We start from the raw sequence: 15395 nt of genomic DNA, 5'->3' as shown, positions 1-15395 counted from the left end.
GCGAATTTCGCGTAACCGATTGAATGTCGGCCTTGGAATTTTACCATCACTGATGGTAAAGTTGAAAACGCACAAGGTCGCCACCCTTCACGGGAGGCGAACGCGGCGCGCGGCACAGTGCAGATGGGCTCGCTCCGACAGCAGCCCTGGAAGCCACTCGATCTCCAGCAGCTGTGGTCGCAATTTGCGACCTCCTCTACCAACGCGAGCGGAGCCAACGACGATCAAGTGCGTGATGGACCGGCAACCCGCAACCGAATGCGCGTCCACCCTGGGCCGCTCGACTTGCGCCGGCGCAAGTCCCCCCAAACGCGACGTAACCGACTACTTTTCAGCCGTTTGCAATTCTCCCGACAGTGTCGGGAGAATTAGACCATACCGAAAGAAGTCTCACCCGACCCACCTCGGCCGCGCCAGCTCGCTCCGCCGGCCACCACCACCCGGCTCGGCGAGCCCAGCGCACCCAGGCCGCACCCCCACCCACCACAACCGCCGCACCTGACGATGCCCCCCGACCCGGACGCGTTCGCGGCCGCCCTGACCGGCATGTGCGCGGAGGTGGGCGTCGCCGTCGGGTTCGTGCCCGCGCCGCAGGGATGGACGGCGGGCGCGCGCCGCATCGGGAAGCCGGGCCGCAACGCGGAGGCGATGGCCTCATTTGCTCGGGAGATCAGGGTGGCGCCGGGGATCGTGCCGGGGCGGTTGCATAAGATCGGTGGTGATCGGGGGGTCCCGGCGTGAGCAGGGCTGAAGGTCCGGGGCCGGATGTTGCGCGACTTGCGCCGGCGCAAGTCCCCACATCCCCCGATTCACCCCACCCCACCGATCATGGTATCTTCCCCCGCATCATTCCCGGACACACGCCGCGCGGCCCCCTGGCGCCGACGGATCGACGATCGCGGGCCCGGTCGAGCATGAATCGCAGCGAGTTCCTTGATCGCATCACGAACGTGACCCAGTGGTCGCGAAAGGGCGAGCGCGCGCCACACAAGCCGCTGCTGCTGCTCCTGGTGCTGGCGCGCTGCGCGCGCGGCGAGGGGCGCGAGGTGGCTTATCGCGAGATCGACCAGCCGCTGTTTGATCTGCTGCGGGAGTTTGGGCCCAGCCGCAGGAGCACGCACCCCGAGTACCCGTTCTGGCATCTGCAGAGCGATGGCATCTGGGTTGTCCGCGATGCGGAGCTGCTGGAGCGTCGGTCGAGTAACACGAATGTCGGGCGGGGGGAGCTCAGGAAGGGGTGGTCGGGTGATGGGGCAATGATGTCCGATAGTAGCTAATCCGGGACCGGCCCGACAATACTCCGCGACCAAGCTCCATTGCCAGAGAGATGACGCGCGGTGTATGATGTTGGCGAGAAACCTTGAACTTGCACCAGATCTTCGATGCGGGGACCTGAAACCTTGCCCACCGCTGCCGAATACCTGCACGCAGCCACGAATCTGAAAGTGTACCGACGCGGTTCGCGTCGTGCGCCGCACAAGCCGTTGCTGCTCCTGCTGGCGATCGCGAGGCTTCAGAACGGCGAGCGCGACATCCCATTTGCTGAAATGGAAAGCGCGCTGAATCCGCTGCTGAATGCCTATGCGCCCCCGGTCGCGTCCAGGCACCAGCCCGAGCTCCCATACTGGCACCTGCGCAGTGACGGCCTTTGGGAAGTCGCGGGAGCCGATAACCTCCCCCTTCAAGCCGGTGACTTCCCGCAAATGGCGGCCCTCCGGGCCACGACGGGACACTTGGAGGACGGCTTCGCGGCGCTGTTGAAAGCCGATCCGGCGTTTCTCGGCTCGGTCGTCGCCACAGTCCTGGAATGCCATTTCGAGGAAAGCCTGCATCAGGACATTCTGGATTCCGTTGGGCTCAGGCTGCCATTGGTCGGCCAGGTCGCTGAAACGGCTCAGTATACGGTCAATCGAATTCCCCGGGATCCCAGGTTCCGCGAGAACATCCTCCGCGCATACGAACATCGCTGCGCCGTGACGGGCTTTCGGGCTGCCCTGAAGGGGCAGTATTTCGCTGCGAGGCCGCGCACATCAAATGGCACGCGTGCAGAGGACCGGACACGGTCGACAACGGCTTCGCCGTCGAACCAACAATGCACAAGCTGTTCGACGCCGGCGCATGGACGTTGAGCGACGATTGCCGGATCCTGGTGTCCGCGGAGTTCACCGGCGGCGATGAGACGCTCGATCGCATTCGCGGGCTGCACGGACAGCCGCTACGGTCTCCGATTGAAGGCGCACCGCGGCCATCGATTGAGTTCGTCCGCTGGCATAGGGAGTCTGAGCTGGGGGGGGTCTTTAAAGTGCCGGCGCTTCCGCTCTGAACTCATCGTGCTGATTCCCACTGAAGCAGATGCAGACAGAATTGCGACCTCGGGGACCAAAATCTCAACCTAGTGCCGATAGTATGACCTAGATCCGTCGCTCCAATCTAAGTCACCAAGCGCTTGAATTTCTCAGGCGACACGATAGAATCATACGATGTTTAGAGCCGCGTTCGGGGAACGCTCACGCCCAAAGAAGGAACTTCGTGACAACAAAGAAGCACACCCGCACGTTCTATGAGTTCTTTGCCGGAACCGGCATGGCTCGGCTCGGCCTCAAACATGCTTGGGCCTGTGCATGGGCGAACGACAATGACCCCAGGAAGAACAGCATCTATCGGCACAACTTTGGCGATGCCCACCTTGACACGCGAAGCGTCGATGTAATTGCAGATGCAATTGCCGCGCACGCTGCAGATCCGAAGAGCGTGCCTTTGCCTCTTCCGCTTGGAGTCGAGATGGCATGGGCTTCATTTCCATGCCAGGACCTTTCGCTGGCCGGGTGGCAGCGCGGCATGTCGGCAGGACGCAGTGGGACCTACTGGCCGTTTTGGCAGATAATGTTCCAGCTACATCGCATGGGCCAACGCCCGCGAATTATCGTTCTCGAGAATGTTCGCGGGCTATTGTACGGAGAGAACCTCATCGGCCTATGCGAATCACTCGCCGCACTCGGGATGCGCCTCGGAGCCCTGCACATGGATGCGCGCTTCTTTGTGCCGCAGAGTCGGCCACGAATCTTCATTGTTGCTGTCGACGCTCTGCTCGATATCTCCAGCGTATCCAGCGAAAAGCCCACGGAGGGACCATGGCACCCACGGTCGCTCCAAGCTGCATATGAGCAACTCCCCGAGGAACTAAAATCGCGCTGGGTATGGTGGAACATCGGACTACCGCCCATCTCTCCCGTGAAGGTAAGCTCTATCATCGAACCCCACCCTGCCGACGTCACTCTGGATTCGCAAACAAAGACAAGACAGCTAATCAGCCTAATGGAGGACAGGAGTCGACAGAAGGTGCGCACGGCAAAGTCGTCTACAACCGGGGCAATAGGCTTCCTGTACAAACGCACTCGCAATGGACAGCAGCGGGCCGAAGTGCGCTTCGACGGCATCGCCGGATGTCTCCGCACACCGAAAGGCGGATCCAGCCGGCAAACCGTCCTCTTGCGCAAAGCGGCAACCTGCAGAGTCGACTATTGTCACGAATCGAAGCGGCACGACTAATGGGAATTTTCACTGAACGATTCGGGGATGCTGCCTGGAACGCAAGCCATTTTTCCCCGATCACTTCACATACAATGACGCATACATGGCCATGGGTGATGGCGTTGCGGTGCCTGTCGTTCACTACCTGGCCATAAACCTGCTCGACAAGCTGGCCGGTGCACCGACGATTGCCGATGTGGGAAAGGATCGATCTCGCAGAGAAGCCCAAGGCCACCAGTCCGGCGACGGGCATTTTCTCAAAAAGGTCGACCGCCACATTGAAGCGTGGCGCGCCACAAAGAAGAGGAGTCAGGAGCGATGAGTGCCGCCAACGGCTCTCCATGCCGCCATTGCGGCGCGCCTCCCGGGGAGATCATTGACCACATTGTCAACCTCATACACATCTCCCTCTCGGAGAACGACTCGGTGCTCAATGGATTTGGACTTACACGCGACGAGTACGTCAGCGCTCTGCCGGCAGCAATCGAGCGCATACGCGGTCGCCTCGCCGCCTCAAATCAAGACAGACGTCAGTTTGCGGAGACGTTTCTAGCATTCTTGCGCGAACGGGGCGCAATTAGTAATTACTCCGCACCAGCGCGCACCAGCGACACGGTATATCGCATTGAACTTGGGCAAAGTAGAACTATCGCCCTGATTCAAAAAGGGTACCCTGACGGCGCCCACAGCAGCGCCAACTGGCACCGACCGGCGTGGGCGGACGAACTCTATTTGTGGTGGATTTGCAACAGCCTTCAGCAGCATCCGGGAGATCATGTTTGGCGCGGCGCATCACGCATCAAAAAGAAGCTCGCCAGCAACCCCGACGATCACCTGGATGGCGTCATCTTTTCAGTCCCCTGCGGAACACCCCAGCGCCCATGCCCGCGCCAGCAGCGCGCAATTGGGATCGAATATCGCCATGCCACCACCGTGCGTATATGTCGTACATGATGAAGCTTCCCAGCAGAGCCTCCAAACGCGAAGAGGCGACCACCGCCTTGCAGTTCCCAGAGCGTCTTCTCGGTGCGTTCGGCATTTCGGCCGCCGAAGCACCAGACAACATCGGGCGCATAGACTTTCAACAAATCCACGGCCGCAAGCGCAAAGACATCTCCATGAGATTCGGCACCGCACGCTGCACATCAGTGAGGGGCTAAAATGAGCAACCGAGGACTGGACCAAGAGCGCCTTGAATACATCAAAGGCCGCATCAATTCACAGACTCAGCGGGTCGAGTTGATCGCGTGGCCGCGTGCAGAAAAGCTATTATACAAGGTCTCACTCGAAGTGGATTGGGTGCGCTTTTACACCCTCAATCACCGCACACGCGCGGAACAGCAGCAGAAGGAGCACAGCCTTGGCCAGCCGGATCTCTTTAGCGCAGACCCCCTGGGGGCCCACGCCCAGGACGTACAAATGCAGATCATCGCGTCACAGGATGGATTCGCGGATTTGTGCGCTGACATTGGCGAGCGCGGGCAGCGCGAGCCTGCTGTTGTTACGGCAGAGGGCGTGCTAATCAATGGCAACAGGCGCGTGGCCGCACTACGGCGGATGCTCCGCGATGACCACAATCTAAACTGCAAATACGTCCAGTGTCTTGTTCTCCCCGACGACGCCAATCACGATGAGATCCTACTTCTCGAAACCGAACTCCAAATCGCTCGGGACTTCAAGCAGGAGTACTCGTGGATTAACGAGGCCCTTCTTATCGAGGAACTTTACGAGAAGAACGCTCGCAGTTATCAGCATGTGGCCAAGATCATGCACCGCAGCACGCGTGACGTCCAGGATGCACACGACAAGCTTAAACAAGTATACCAACTGGTAGAATTGAGCCAGGGTGCGAAGCAACTTGCGGATTTCAAGGATCACGAGTCTGCGTTCTGAACCGCAAAACTCCACTCGCAATCGCCCAGGCACCCATGGTGAATCAGTCCGGGACGTCTACTATCTTGGCACCCTCACGGGCGTCAACTACCGAGACCTACGTCACCTCCGCCGCGACGACGCTTCTGCCCGAGTTGACGCCGAGTTACAGAACGATGATCGCTATGCGCCCCTGGTTAACGTGGCGCGCGAGGCCGCGGCCGCCGACTCTCCGGCTGTTAGCGTACGATGATGTGCTTGAGGTGCGAATGCGCCCTCGTGCACGAGAACTGTTCTTGAGTATCTGGCGCGGCTGGATAAAAAGCAGCCCGTGCTGCTCACGACCGGGGACACTGCTGACTATCAAGATCTATGTGACCTTGCCAAACAAGCCATCGACCGCGTGGCAGATGACGCGCAAGATGCCCAGGACGCCCATGAGACTGCGCACGCACCTCTGGCCGCATTGGAGCGCGCTTCAAAAGCGACACTTAAGGCCATTTCTGCACTAGACGCCGCGCGACTCATGCCCGAATGGGATGAAACCGCATTTCAAGGACGGCTAACTACGTTTCTTTCGGCGGTGGACCAACTGACGGAGAAGCGATGATCAGCCTCGAGCTTCAGGGCGCACCACAACCCAACGTCATAGTTACGCGCAGTGCGCAAACTCCCACCGGCGCGTGGGCGCGACTTGAGGAAGCCGTCGCCCGCGGAATCACGGGCGGCGACCATTATCATATGATTGTGCGCGTCGAAGTTATGCTGGCTAACCTTGAGGTCCTGCGCGATGTCCAACGGATGTTTCGCGCGGAAGTCACATTTGGGCCGGCCATGTTGGCACGCCTGCGCCTGCTGGCGGACGACCGGGTTCAGCGCACTGCGGCTTTGGACCGCGTGCCGGAATTGGATACTGCAATCAGTTCAACGTTTGCACGAGGCGGGGTTTCGCCGCAGCCTCAAGCCATTTCAACTTAGCAACCTGGGGCATTTGCTGGCACTACCACACGGAGCGGACTTCTCTGTTCCGGGTGCCGGCAAGACAAGCGTGGCCCTCGCATGTTTTGCGCTACTGCGGGCTACAGGGCGTGTGGAACGCATGCTAGTAGTGGCACCTCTGACCGCATTTGCCGCCTGGAAGGATGATGCCGAAGTCTGCTTTTTCCGACCGCCAAAAGTCGCCGTACATCTGGGGCCCGAAAGCGCATTGTCCGCAACCGCAGACATTATGCTTACAAACTACCACCGTCTCTGCAGCGACTATATGCGCTTGCAAGAATGGACCGCAAGCGCTCGCACGCACATTGTACTAGATGAAGCCCATCGCGTGAAGAGAGGGGGCGCCGGCAAGCACGGGCGAGCCGCACTCGACATGGCATACTCGGGCGTACGGCGCGATATTCTCACTGGCACACCAACGCCGCAAGGCCCCCACGACTTGGTCGCCATGATTGAATTCCTTTACCCTGGTCAAGCAAATCAAATCCTGCCCAGCTGCGCCATGGAGAGTCGTGTCGATTGCCCGCCAAGCGCGCTCGCCGCAACCAATGAAGCCATATCGCGCTACTTCGTGCGGACAAGGAAATCAGACCTCGGACTTCCTCCGACCCAGATCGAGCTCCTCGTACACCCGATGGGCGCGGTTCAGGACGCTATCTATTCCGCTCTTGTCGGGCGCTATCGCGGTTCCTTCGCTCTCGACGGAGCCGGCAAGCACTCCCTCCGCAAGCTTGGCAAGATCGTTATGTATCTGCTCGAAGCAGCGACGAACCCGCTTTGCTCGTCGCCGGGTCCGATTCGGACGATGATATTGCGTTCCACCACGCGCCGCTGGACTTGCGCGGCGACGAACAGCTCCGCGACCTTCTTTCCCGCTATACCGACTACGAGCTCCCATGGAAGTACCGCGAAATTTTGCGCATCGTCGGTGCAGCCGCGGAGAATGGCGAAAAGGTTCTTATTTGGTCCAGCTTTGTGCGCAATCTGCGACAGCTACGTCGCCTGCTTGCCGAGTGGAATCCAGCGATTGTGCACGGAGGCATTCCCCCGGTCGACTCAGCCTCAAAGTCCGCTGTAACTACACGAGAAGAACAACTCGACAGATTCCGCTACGATTCGACCTGTTCTGTGCTGCTTGCAAATCCTGCGGCATGTGGGGAGGGAATCAGCTTGCATCACTGGTGCCACCACGCGGTATATCTGGACAGGACATTCAGTGCGGGGCACTACCCGCAGAGCAAGACAGAATTCACCGTCTTGGACTGCCGGACGACACACAAACTCGCTTCACGATCCTTGCAAGCAAGAATTCCATCGATCAAGTTGTCGATGGCCGCCTGCGGGCGAAGGTGGTGACACTTGCGGCACTGATGGACGACCCCGCTCTTGTCGCGGTTTCACTTCCTGAGGAGTACGTCGCCCAGGATGGGGATGCGCCAGAGACCAACGCCGGGTCCGTCGTGGAATCTTCTGATTGGGATTGCACAATTCAGCATATCTCCGAGGCAACGCGTTGACCCCGACACGCGGACATTGCCATTGCGTGTACCTGCTGGTTTACGCGGCCAAGACCGGCAAGAGGCCTAGCATTAGCGAGTGGACAGCCGCGGCTCGACGCCTGCCAGCATTTATCGCCGGCACAGCGGATTTCGACGCGATGGCTCAGTATTTGATCGATCAACAACTGGCGAAGATCGGCGACGATTCGATCATCTTGGGTGACCGGCTGGCGTCTCTCGGCCACCACGCCGACAACATCACTCTTGCCATGATCGCCCGCATTTTGCTCGAAGTGAGCAAGCCGCAGTGGCTCATGACGGCCGTATGTGGCGACACTGTGTTGGCCGAGTATCTTCCGACCCATGTCGAGAACCACTTGGCATGGCTGGCGCAATATCGCGATGTAGTACTACGATCTGCCCGGCGCACTGCGGACAATTCCGACCTATTTCGACACTGGCTCGGAAAGCTCGGTGAAGAGATCGTTTTTCGCGGCGAATTGCAATCGGGATGCGAAGCTGCGTGGATGTCGCAGCTTAGCGACGCCTTCGGTTATGACATCTTGTCGACGCGCAATGGCATCAAGAAGCAACTCGAGGTCAAGACAACCATCGAGGAAACGAGCGTCGATTCTTCCTGTCACGGAATGAAGCCAATGTAGCTGCGGCCAATCTCGCCAACTGGGTCCTCATTCAAGTTGTCCTCGCGAAAGATTGCTCGCTGCATGACGAGGTCACTCCCGCCAGCCTTATCGCGATGCGCTCGCTAGAGACACCTTACCTGCTCGATTGCCTGCCAAGAGACACACACTGTGGAAAATGGACCGAAAGCACCGAGATTTCGCCAGAGTCTCACGCGTGGAAGCCGTGGCCGAGACCCGCTGCCGCCCACTTCTCGTTGACGGGATGGCCTCGGGCCCGCCTACTGACATAGTTCGTCCCGCCGATCGCCCGGACTTCCCCGCTATTGTCCAATTCGCAATTATTCCCGGAATCTTCAACGACGCTATTGCGATCAGAATCCGGACCAGCACGTGCAACGCGAACCGCGTAACCTAGAGCCCCAAAAGATGTCGCGACACACCAGAGGTGGCAGTCCTTTCTTGCATTCAGGCGACATCGCGGGCCCGCAATTTCACTACACCACAATGTTCCAGGAATTTGGCTATGGCATTATACTCATGCGGCGGCCGGGTATCATCTCGACCACTGACATCCCCTTCTGGGACATACAGCAGCATGCCACGCCTCGATCTTGTCAAGAGCACTCGATATCCGTTCGATGCGATTCCCAGAATGCCGGTCCTTGCGCCATCCATCACCGACTATCTTGTGAGATTGCCAGCCACTCAAGCCACGCCGCAGATCCAGGTCCCACGCAACGATGGTAAAATCGAGTTCGAGCCCCTGCACCTGGTATTGGTTCTGGACGGTTTCTAGCGCGTTTGACGATCGCAGGTCCGCGCTAGGCGCAAGCATCCAGCTCGCGATGTCGGGCTTGTGATCGACAAACAGGCCGGCAGCAGCTAATCGTCGCGCCTGGCCCGACGCTATAATGCCAGCGCGCAATCCCCCAACAGCCCTGTCGCGCGCCCACTCTCGTGCCGATTCTAGGTCGCGAGTCATCTGAATCTCGATGCCGGCCGCACGAAGACGCTGAGCGATTTCGCCGGACCTGGGAGCATCATTTGAGAGCACGGCGTCCGCCCATTGCTCCATTTCGACATTGCGGTAAAACCGCATCGACTGCCGCAGATGCCCATTCGCCATGCGGATTCGTCTCTCGTGGCCCTTCCATCGCGTGTCACCATCAAGTTCAGCCAAATTCATCGTGTCATCGCAAGCCGCGAAAGTCCAACCTAGCGCGTCAGCGGCTTCAAGCCACGCAACCATTCCCCGCTCACCGCTATTAATTGCCTGATTGTGTCCAATCAACGCGACAACAACGGAACCCTGACCCCGAAACGACTCCTCTTGCGCGGACAACACTAGATTCGCCTCGTGATCGACAAGCGCGCGCCCCTGTACGGGCCGGCCCTTGGCGTAGGTTCGCTGAGCTTCGTCGAAGACAAGTATCCGACCGTCGACATTGGCATGGCGGGAACCGATGCTACCCAAGAATCGATGAGCTTTCACGATTTTGTGGGTGGCGGCACCCGCTACAATCGCAGAATCCTCACGCCGATAGCCTGTTGCCGCCCACGAACCGCCGCGCCTTCCCGAAGCCAGGTACGATGTGGCTAGGGCTTTGTGCAGCACCTCGACCAGCGGGGCATTGCCCGTAACAAATACTGCTTCAGCAGCCAGTTCACCGCGCATCACCAAATCCAGCCCCACGAGCGTCTTCCCCGCGCCGGGTGCGCCCGACAGGAAGACCACCAATTTTTCACCGCGCGACAGGGCCGCATCCGCCAACGCGCGGATCTCTCTTGTGGCCGCGGCAATTTCCTCCGCCGGCGCCGCGTGTTCTGCAATCGCCGAAACGTCGTGATTTCCATACAGAGACAGGGTAGCGTCCAAGATTGAAGACGATGGACTGAACATCGACGTCAGCCAGTCATTCATGGCAGGGCATGACAGGCCTCTTGCGTTAGCAAGTCCTAGACTCAGTGACTGCCCGAGAGTCCCGGCACCAGAGACTATCGGCGCTCTTGCCACGCTCTCCCAAGCGCCTGATGCAAATCCCGGCCACTTGGCGCGCTACGCGCTGACGACGACGTTTGTACAATCGCAGGGACAACGATACCCAGCCCGTCTCGGCACCAGTCCTGGGTCACCTTGTGGAACTCAATCAAATTTACTGCATAGTTCATAACTTGTTCGCGCTCGGCCTTGCCCACGGATGTTCTCTTGAACTCGACTACAAATAGCACTCCCGCAGCGAGAAGCACACAGTCCATGCGTAGGCCACGTCTCCGGAAGTCATATTCCAAGATCACGTGATGGACGGCATGCCCTGCTTCGGATTGCAGCGCACTTCTGATTATCTGTACCTGATCCCCGGGTGCTCTTGAAGAATTGCCGTGCTATGCAACCACTCATCGCTTTGATCCGGCGGGACATCGAGACCCGCTGTGGCGGCACGCGCCGCCAATTGATCTCTTATCGTGTCCGAGGGCATTGCCATGAATGCCTCGCGTGTGTCTGCGTACCAGGCCGTGCTCATCGTTTGATGCAACCCCTGTCTCTTCCTGCGGACGGGACTCCACGGAGAAGAAGGCCGGCGCGACGCCTGCGCAACCCATCGCCCTGCCAGGCGGCGTGAATTACTGCACTGGTTACGTAAGCTCACCCATAATTCAGACAGTTGAGAAGTAGAGCTTTCTGGCATACTGAAGCCAGGAGGTTCTGATGAGGAAGTCCGAATTCACCGAGACCCAGATCGTGGCGATCCTCAACGAGGCCGACGCCGGGGTTGCGATCAAGGATATCTGCCGCAAGCACGGGATCAGCCCGTCGACCTACCACAAATGGAAGTCGAAGTACGGGGGATTGTCGGTGCCGGAACTGAAGCGGATCAAGGAGCTCGAGGCCGAGAACGCCAAGCTGAAGCGGATGTACGCCGACCTCAGCCTGGAGAACGACTCGCTGAAGAGCCTGATCCAAAAAAAACTCTAAGGCCACCGGAGCAGAGAGAAGCCGTGAGGTATCTGGTGGCCGAAAGGAACCTGTCGGTTCAGCGGGCCTGTGCCGCCGTCGGGCTGTCGCGTGCCGCGTGGTACAAGACGCCTCAGGATCGCCTGGTGCGCGACGCTGAGGTGATCGACGCCTTGCAGGGCCTTGCCGAGAAGTACCCCCGGCGAGGCTTCTGGAAGTACCACGACCAGCTGCGCCTGCACGGCCGGCAGTGGAATCACAAGCGGCTGTACCGGGTGTACTGCGAGTTGGGGCTGAACCACCGGCGCCGGACCAAGAAGCGCTTGAGTGATCGCCCGCGGCAGCCGTTAGCGGTACCGGCTGCACCGAACATGGTCTGGTCGCTGGACTTCATGCACGACACGCTGTACAGCGGTCGCCGGTTCCGGACGCTGAACGTGTTGGATGATGGCGTTCGGGAACTGCTGGCGATCGAGGTCGACACGTCGTTGCCCGGCGAACGCGTTGTTCGAGTGCTCGAACAGATCAAGAGAGCTGGCGCGGCTTGCCGGGAGGCGATTCGCTGCGACAACGGGCCGGAGTTGCTGAGCGAGGTGTTTGTGGCCTGGTGCGAACAGAACGGCGTCGAGATCCGTACATCCAGCCAGGGAAGCCGAACCAGAACGCCTACATCGAGCGGTTCAACAAGACGTTCCGTGACGAGCTGCTTAGCGCGTACCTGTTCGACGACCTTGACCAGGTGCGGGAGCTGGCCTGGAACTGGATGCTCGACTACAACGAGGAGCGACCGCACGACAGCCTTGGCAAGGTGCCGCCGTCGGTCTACAGGCAGAGAATGGAAGCCGAAAACTCTACCTTCGAACTGTCTACTTGACGGGGGAGCTTACGGTTAGGCATGCACGCCAATCTGAATGACGCAGCGCCCCACCGACACTGCGAGGTCCAGAAGGCACGGGCCAATGCTATGCGTCAGGAGTTCGCTCCAAGTTCACAAACCACTCATCAATCTCGCCGTCAAACGAGTCGACAAGCGCTTCACGGTACTTCGAGTAGTTCGGACGGTACAGTGCTTGGCGTTGGCTCATTGTCAATAGTTCAAGTAGCCACCACAGCATGAGGCCGATGGAGTCGTCCCCAAGACCGATGCCCAGGTACCCTGACGGGTGGACACGCCTGAAGACCAATTCGCGGCCCACTTGCCGCTGGGTACGCAGCAAGCCAGGGATCATCTCTTTGTAAAAGCGCTGCAAGGCGGCTATGCTATTGATGCCGTCAACGGCTTCACGGTAGGTTTGGCGATTGAGGCGCGACTTCACCTCTAGTACTCCATACACCGCTCGATCGGTATCACACGCCGGCCCGCCGCCATCATTGCAGTAAAGGCAGCACTCTGTCATAGATGACGACGTCAATTTCGTTAGAAATCGTTCCATTTGAATCGAATATGCGCCTTGTTCACTGCATATCGATCCGGAAGTAGTTCCCTAAGAGCATCAATCAAGGCGCCCTCGCGTGCGTCGCCTACACCGCTGGGGTGATTGTAGTGCCCAGATAGATCAGAGATTGCGCGCATCCTCTTGCTACTATCTCGCAGGATGTCGCGAAAAATCACTTTCGACATTGTGCCTCCATCAGGAGCCGTATCCCACCTGCCGCACAGCCCCCAGGCGCCCACGTGCGCGTCCTGGCCCGCTGCACACCCCCACAAACATACGCGACGCTAGCGCTGCAGCCACCAACAATCGATGACCCCCAACCGCTCGAGTAAACAAGCGAACGATGGACTGGCGGCCATTCGCGACGCATGGCAACGAGCCAGAAGCTCCACCCCATCAGTCGTTTCATGATAATTGTCGAGGACACCCTTGAGCACTGATTTCCCATAGGCGCCCATCATGATGCTCCGGGCAGCTCGCACATTCGTCCGACATATCGACAGACTGTGTCGCGATCCGCAAGTATCCAGTTCTCCGTACATCTGTCGGCGACACCAACGATAATGTCGTCATGTACACCCTCAGCCTGAAGTCCGGCGCATATTGCATCCCGCATTTTGACGGCAGAAATTTCACGATCCTCGCGATCGGTAAGCATGACTATGTAGCGACATCGCTTTTGCAGCAGTCGACACTGAGTTGCCGCTCTCTTTACTATGGCGTCTACTGACACATTCTTTCCGTTCATGTTCGCAATCCGCACTACAGCACCTGGACATATTCGCTGAAGGGCTCTCTGCTCCATGTGCCCATCCACAAGAAAAGCGACCTCATGCATCTTCCAGGCTCCCAGCAAGGTAGTAGTGCCCCAGTCCAAATCCTGTCGCTTGTATTTCCGACATCAGTTCTGCGACATTGGTCACGCGACGGCCGAAACTAGCGCCGTCCCGATAGGAAACCACCACTACTTCTTCGGGTACTAGATTGTTGAGAATGGTCTCACTGTGAGTGGACATCAGGATAAACTGTTCCGGGTCCAGTGATGCACGCATTAATGAGATCGTCTCTGCTTGCATCCATGGGTGCAAGTAGTTCTCTGGTTCTTCGATCGAAACAAACGAATTGTTGGTCAGGATCGCCGTCACCAAAGCTATCCACTTGACTGTGCCGTCCGACATAGCGGCCAGTGGCAATACGGCACCCTGCTCGCCGCCGGCACCAATAGTTACCTTCACCTGCAACTTGTTGTCAAATGGATCATTGATTACGCGCAGATCCTGAATCGATTCGTTTGCTAGTCGGAGATACTTCAGGACATCCTCAATGGAGACCCTCGGCGCACGCGCCCGCGGAGGGCCGAATCCGATCGCACCGCGTCTCGGACGCACCACTTGGCGACGACTCAATGCGTAAAGGGTGGCGTACAGTCCTGACCCATCTCGCTTGATGCCAGGATCAGTTGCACTGTCTTCCGGCTCGCGCGCCTGACTCGGCGAGATATTGAACACCTGACCTCCTCGAAGGTCGGAGAGTACTCCCTCCCATTCATCCAAAATGAACCGCAAGCGGGGAACGAGTGAATGTTCATGCACCGGGGGATGAGCCATTATCGCGGAGAGCATCTCCTTGGCGGCAATTGTCTTCCCCCGTGCGGTTGTTACTCGCGAATAGACATGAGATCCAAGTTTTGAGACATCAAAGGCATGAACGACAGCGGAAGTACTTTCCGATGTCGACTGCTCAATATCCAGATCAAATGCCAACGTAGGTGGTGAATGCAAATTCGTTGTCCGAACGGTGCGAATTTTTACTTTCAAACTCTGCGACTCGAATGCGATCGTGCGTTCCGCGTCGCGCATGCAAATGGCAAATCGGTACTCGTAGTACATAAACTTGTTCTTGCGAAGCCTGATGTTGCCACGAATGGTCGCGGCAATTCGGTCGGCGTATTGCTCCGCACCGACCTTGGAAAACACGGCACCCGCACCGCCGGCTGCACTAACTGCGCTAGAGACGCTTCGCTCCATCAGTGTTCCGAGGAACTCAAAGAACGATATGATGTTCGTCTTCCCAGATCCGTTTGGTCCTATCAGAACATTGAGGCCAGGCTGGGGATGCAGGCTGGAAATGATTGAGAGACTTGAATCCATCCACCGAAACGAACTCTATCATCTGCCCCTCTCCCCTGTTTTGCGGATTCCTGAACGTACGCGAATCGCCCCGAGTTGAGTAGCTCTAGCGGCTACCGTTTTCGAACTGTTCGGCCTAGCAAGGCCGCGCAGTCACTTAGTCTGCAGCTTACTCTTCTGTCTCAATGAGCCAGCAAGTTACCACCACATCTTCTTGCCCATCCGGCAAAAAGCCCATTCGCCAACATCCTCGCCTCTTCAATCCGATCCACACGAAACGTCCGCATCTCATGCCTCAAATGACACCAGGCCCGGCATAACCCCCCTTGGAT

The 15395-nt window shown here is 58.5% G+C and carries 13 protein-coding genes and 1 pseudogene; 11 read left to right on the top strand and 3 right to left on the bottom strand.

Features of this window, described 5'->3' with window-relative positions; translation table 11 throughout:
- Positions 1-914 precede the first annotated feature (914 nt).
- The 10 genes from IPG61_10310 to IPG61_10265 all read left to right on the top strand — a co-directional run bounded on the left by IPG61_10310 (position 915) and on the right by IPG61_10265 (position 8563).
- A complete protein-coding gene (locus tag IPG61_10310) occupies positions 915-1277 on the top strand; it encodes a hypothetical protein (protein MBK6734466.1) in 363 nt (120 codons plus the stop codon).
- A 677-nt stretch (positions 1278-1954) separates the two neighbouring features.
- Positions 1955-2323: an HNH endonuclease gene (locus IPG61_10305; GenBank protein MBK6734465.1), complete on the top strand. Its 369-nt coding sequence runs from the start codon at positions 1955-1957 to the stop codon at positions 2321-2323.
- A gap of 206 nt (positions 2324-2529) precedes the next feature.
- On the top strand, positions 2530-3549 hold the full coding sequence (locus IPG61_10300) for a DNA cytosine methyltransferase (protein ID MBK6734464.1): 1020 nt from the start codon (positions 2530-2532) through the stop codon (positions 3547-3549).
- Between the two features lie 85 nt (positions 3550-3634).
- Entirely contained in the window at positions 3635-3853 is a 219-nt protein-coding gene (locus IPG61_10295) for a hypothetical protein (GenBank protein MBK6734463.1), read from the top strand.
- The gene (locus IPG61_10290) at positions 3850-4485 is read left to right on the top strand and encodes a hypothetical protein (protein ID MBK6734462.1); all 636 of its coding nucleotides are present in this window, start codon (positions 3850-3852) and stop codon (positions 4483-4485) included. The genes IPG61_10295 and IPG61_10290 overlap by 4 nt, the downstream gene beginning before the upstream one ends.
- A gap of 207 nt (positions 4486-4692) precedes the next feature.
- A complete protein-coding gene (locus IPG61_10285; protein ID MBK6734461.1) occupies positions 4693-5424 on the top strand; it encodes a ParB/RepB/Spo0J family partition protein in 732 nt (243 codons plus the stop codon).
- A gap of 310 nt (positions 5425-5734) precedes the next feature.
- The gene (locus IPG61_10280) at positions 5735-6013 is read left to right on the top strand and encodes a hypothetical protein (protein MBK6734460.1); all 279 of its coding nucleotides are present in this window, start codon (positions 5735-5737) and stop codon (positions 6011-6013) included.
- Positions 6010-6381, top strand: coding sequence for a hypothetical protein (locus IPG61_10275; GenBank protein MBK6734459.1), 372 nt, complete (start codon positions 6010-6012; stop codon positions 6379-6381). The genes IPG61_10280 and IPG61_10275 overlap by 4 nt, the downstream gene beginning before the upstream one ends.
- 70 nt (positions 6382-6451) lie before the next feature.
- Entirely contained in the window at positions 6452-7480 is a 1029-nt protein-coding gene (locus tag IPG61_10270; protein MBK6734458.1) for a hypothetical protein, read from the top strand.
- Between the two features lie 465 nt (positions 7481-7945).
- Positions 7946-8563: a hypothetical protein gene (locus IPG61_10265; GenBank protein ID MBK6734457.1), complete on the top strand. Its 618-nt coding sequence runs from the start codon at positions 7946-7948 to the stop codon at positions 8561-8563.
- A 535-nt stretch (positions 8564-9098) separates the two neighbouring features.
- Here IPG61_10265 and IPG61_10260 read toward each other — a convergent pair.
- Complete coding sequence (locus tag IPG61_10260) at positions 9099-10466, bottom strand: DUF2075 domain-containing protein (GenBank protein MBK6734456.1); 1368 nt, start codon at positions 10464-10466, stop codon at positions 9099-9101.
- Positions 10467-11252: 786 nt separating this feature from the next.
- Here IPG61_10260 and IPG61_10255 point away from each other — a divergent pair.
- Positions 11253-12372 (top strand): annotated as a pseudogene (locus IPG61_10255) (IS3 family transposase).
- A gap of 88 nt (positions 12373-12460) precedes the next feature.
- On the opposite strand, the gene IPG61_10250 reads toward IPG61_10255, so the two are convergent.
- Together IPG61_10250 and IPG61_10245 are read right to left on the bottom strand one after the other, a co-directional pair.
- Positions 12461-12814, bottom strand: a complete 354-nt coding sequence (locus tag IPG61_10250) for a hypothetical protein (protein MBK6734455.1) — start codon at positions 12812-12814, stop codon at positions 12461-12463.
- Between the two features lie 950 nt (positions 12815-13764).
- Positions 13765-15084, bottom strand: a complete 1320-nt coding sequence (locus IPG61_10245) for an ATP-binding protein (GenBank protein ID MBK6734454.1) — start codon at positions 15082-15084, stop codon at positions 13765-13767.
- Positions 15085-15395 lie beyond the last annotated feature (311 nt).

Source organism: bacterium (assembly GCA_016703265.1).
In the GTDB taxonomy this organism is placed as follows: domain Bacteria; phylum Krumholzibacteriota; class Krumholzibacteriia; order LZORAL124-64-63; family LZORAL124-64-63; genus CAINDZ01.
The sequence above is the reverse complement of the archived record's forward strand: the minus strand, read 5'-3'. Positions and strand labels throughout refer to the sequence as shown.

Coding starts and splice junctions, on each gene's coding strand:
- IPG61_10310 (MBK6734466.1), top strand. CDS start 915: ATGAATCGCAGCGAGTTCCTTGATCGCATCACGAACGTGACCCAGTGG.
- IPG61_10295 (MBK6734463.1), top strand. CDS start 3,635: ATGGCCATGGGTGATGGCGTTGCGGTGCCTGTCGTTCACTACCTGGCC.
- IPG61_10290 (MBK6734462.1), top strand. CDS start 3,850: ATGAGTGCCGCCAACGGCTCTCCATGCCGCCATTGCGGCGCGCCTCCC.
- IPG61_10285 (MBK6734461.1), top strand. CDS start 4,693: ATGAGCAACCGAGGACTGGACCAAGAGCGCCTTGAATACATCAAAGGC.
- IPG61_10275 (MBK6734459.1), top strand. CDS start 6,010: ATGATCAGCCTCGAGCTTCAGGGCGCACCACAACCCAACGTCATAGTT.
- IPG61_10260 (MBK6734456.1), bottom strand. CDS start 10,466: ATGAATGACTGGCTGACGTCGATGTTCAGTCCATCGTCTTCAATCTTG.
- IPG61_10245 (MBK6734454.1), bottom strand. CDS start 15,084: ATGGATTCAAGTCTCTCAATCATTTCCAGCCTGCATCCCCAGCCTGGC.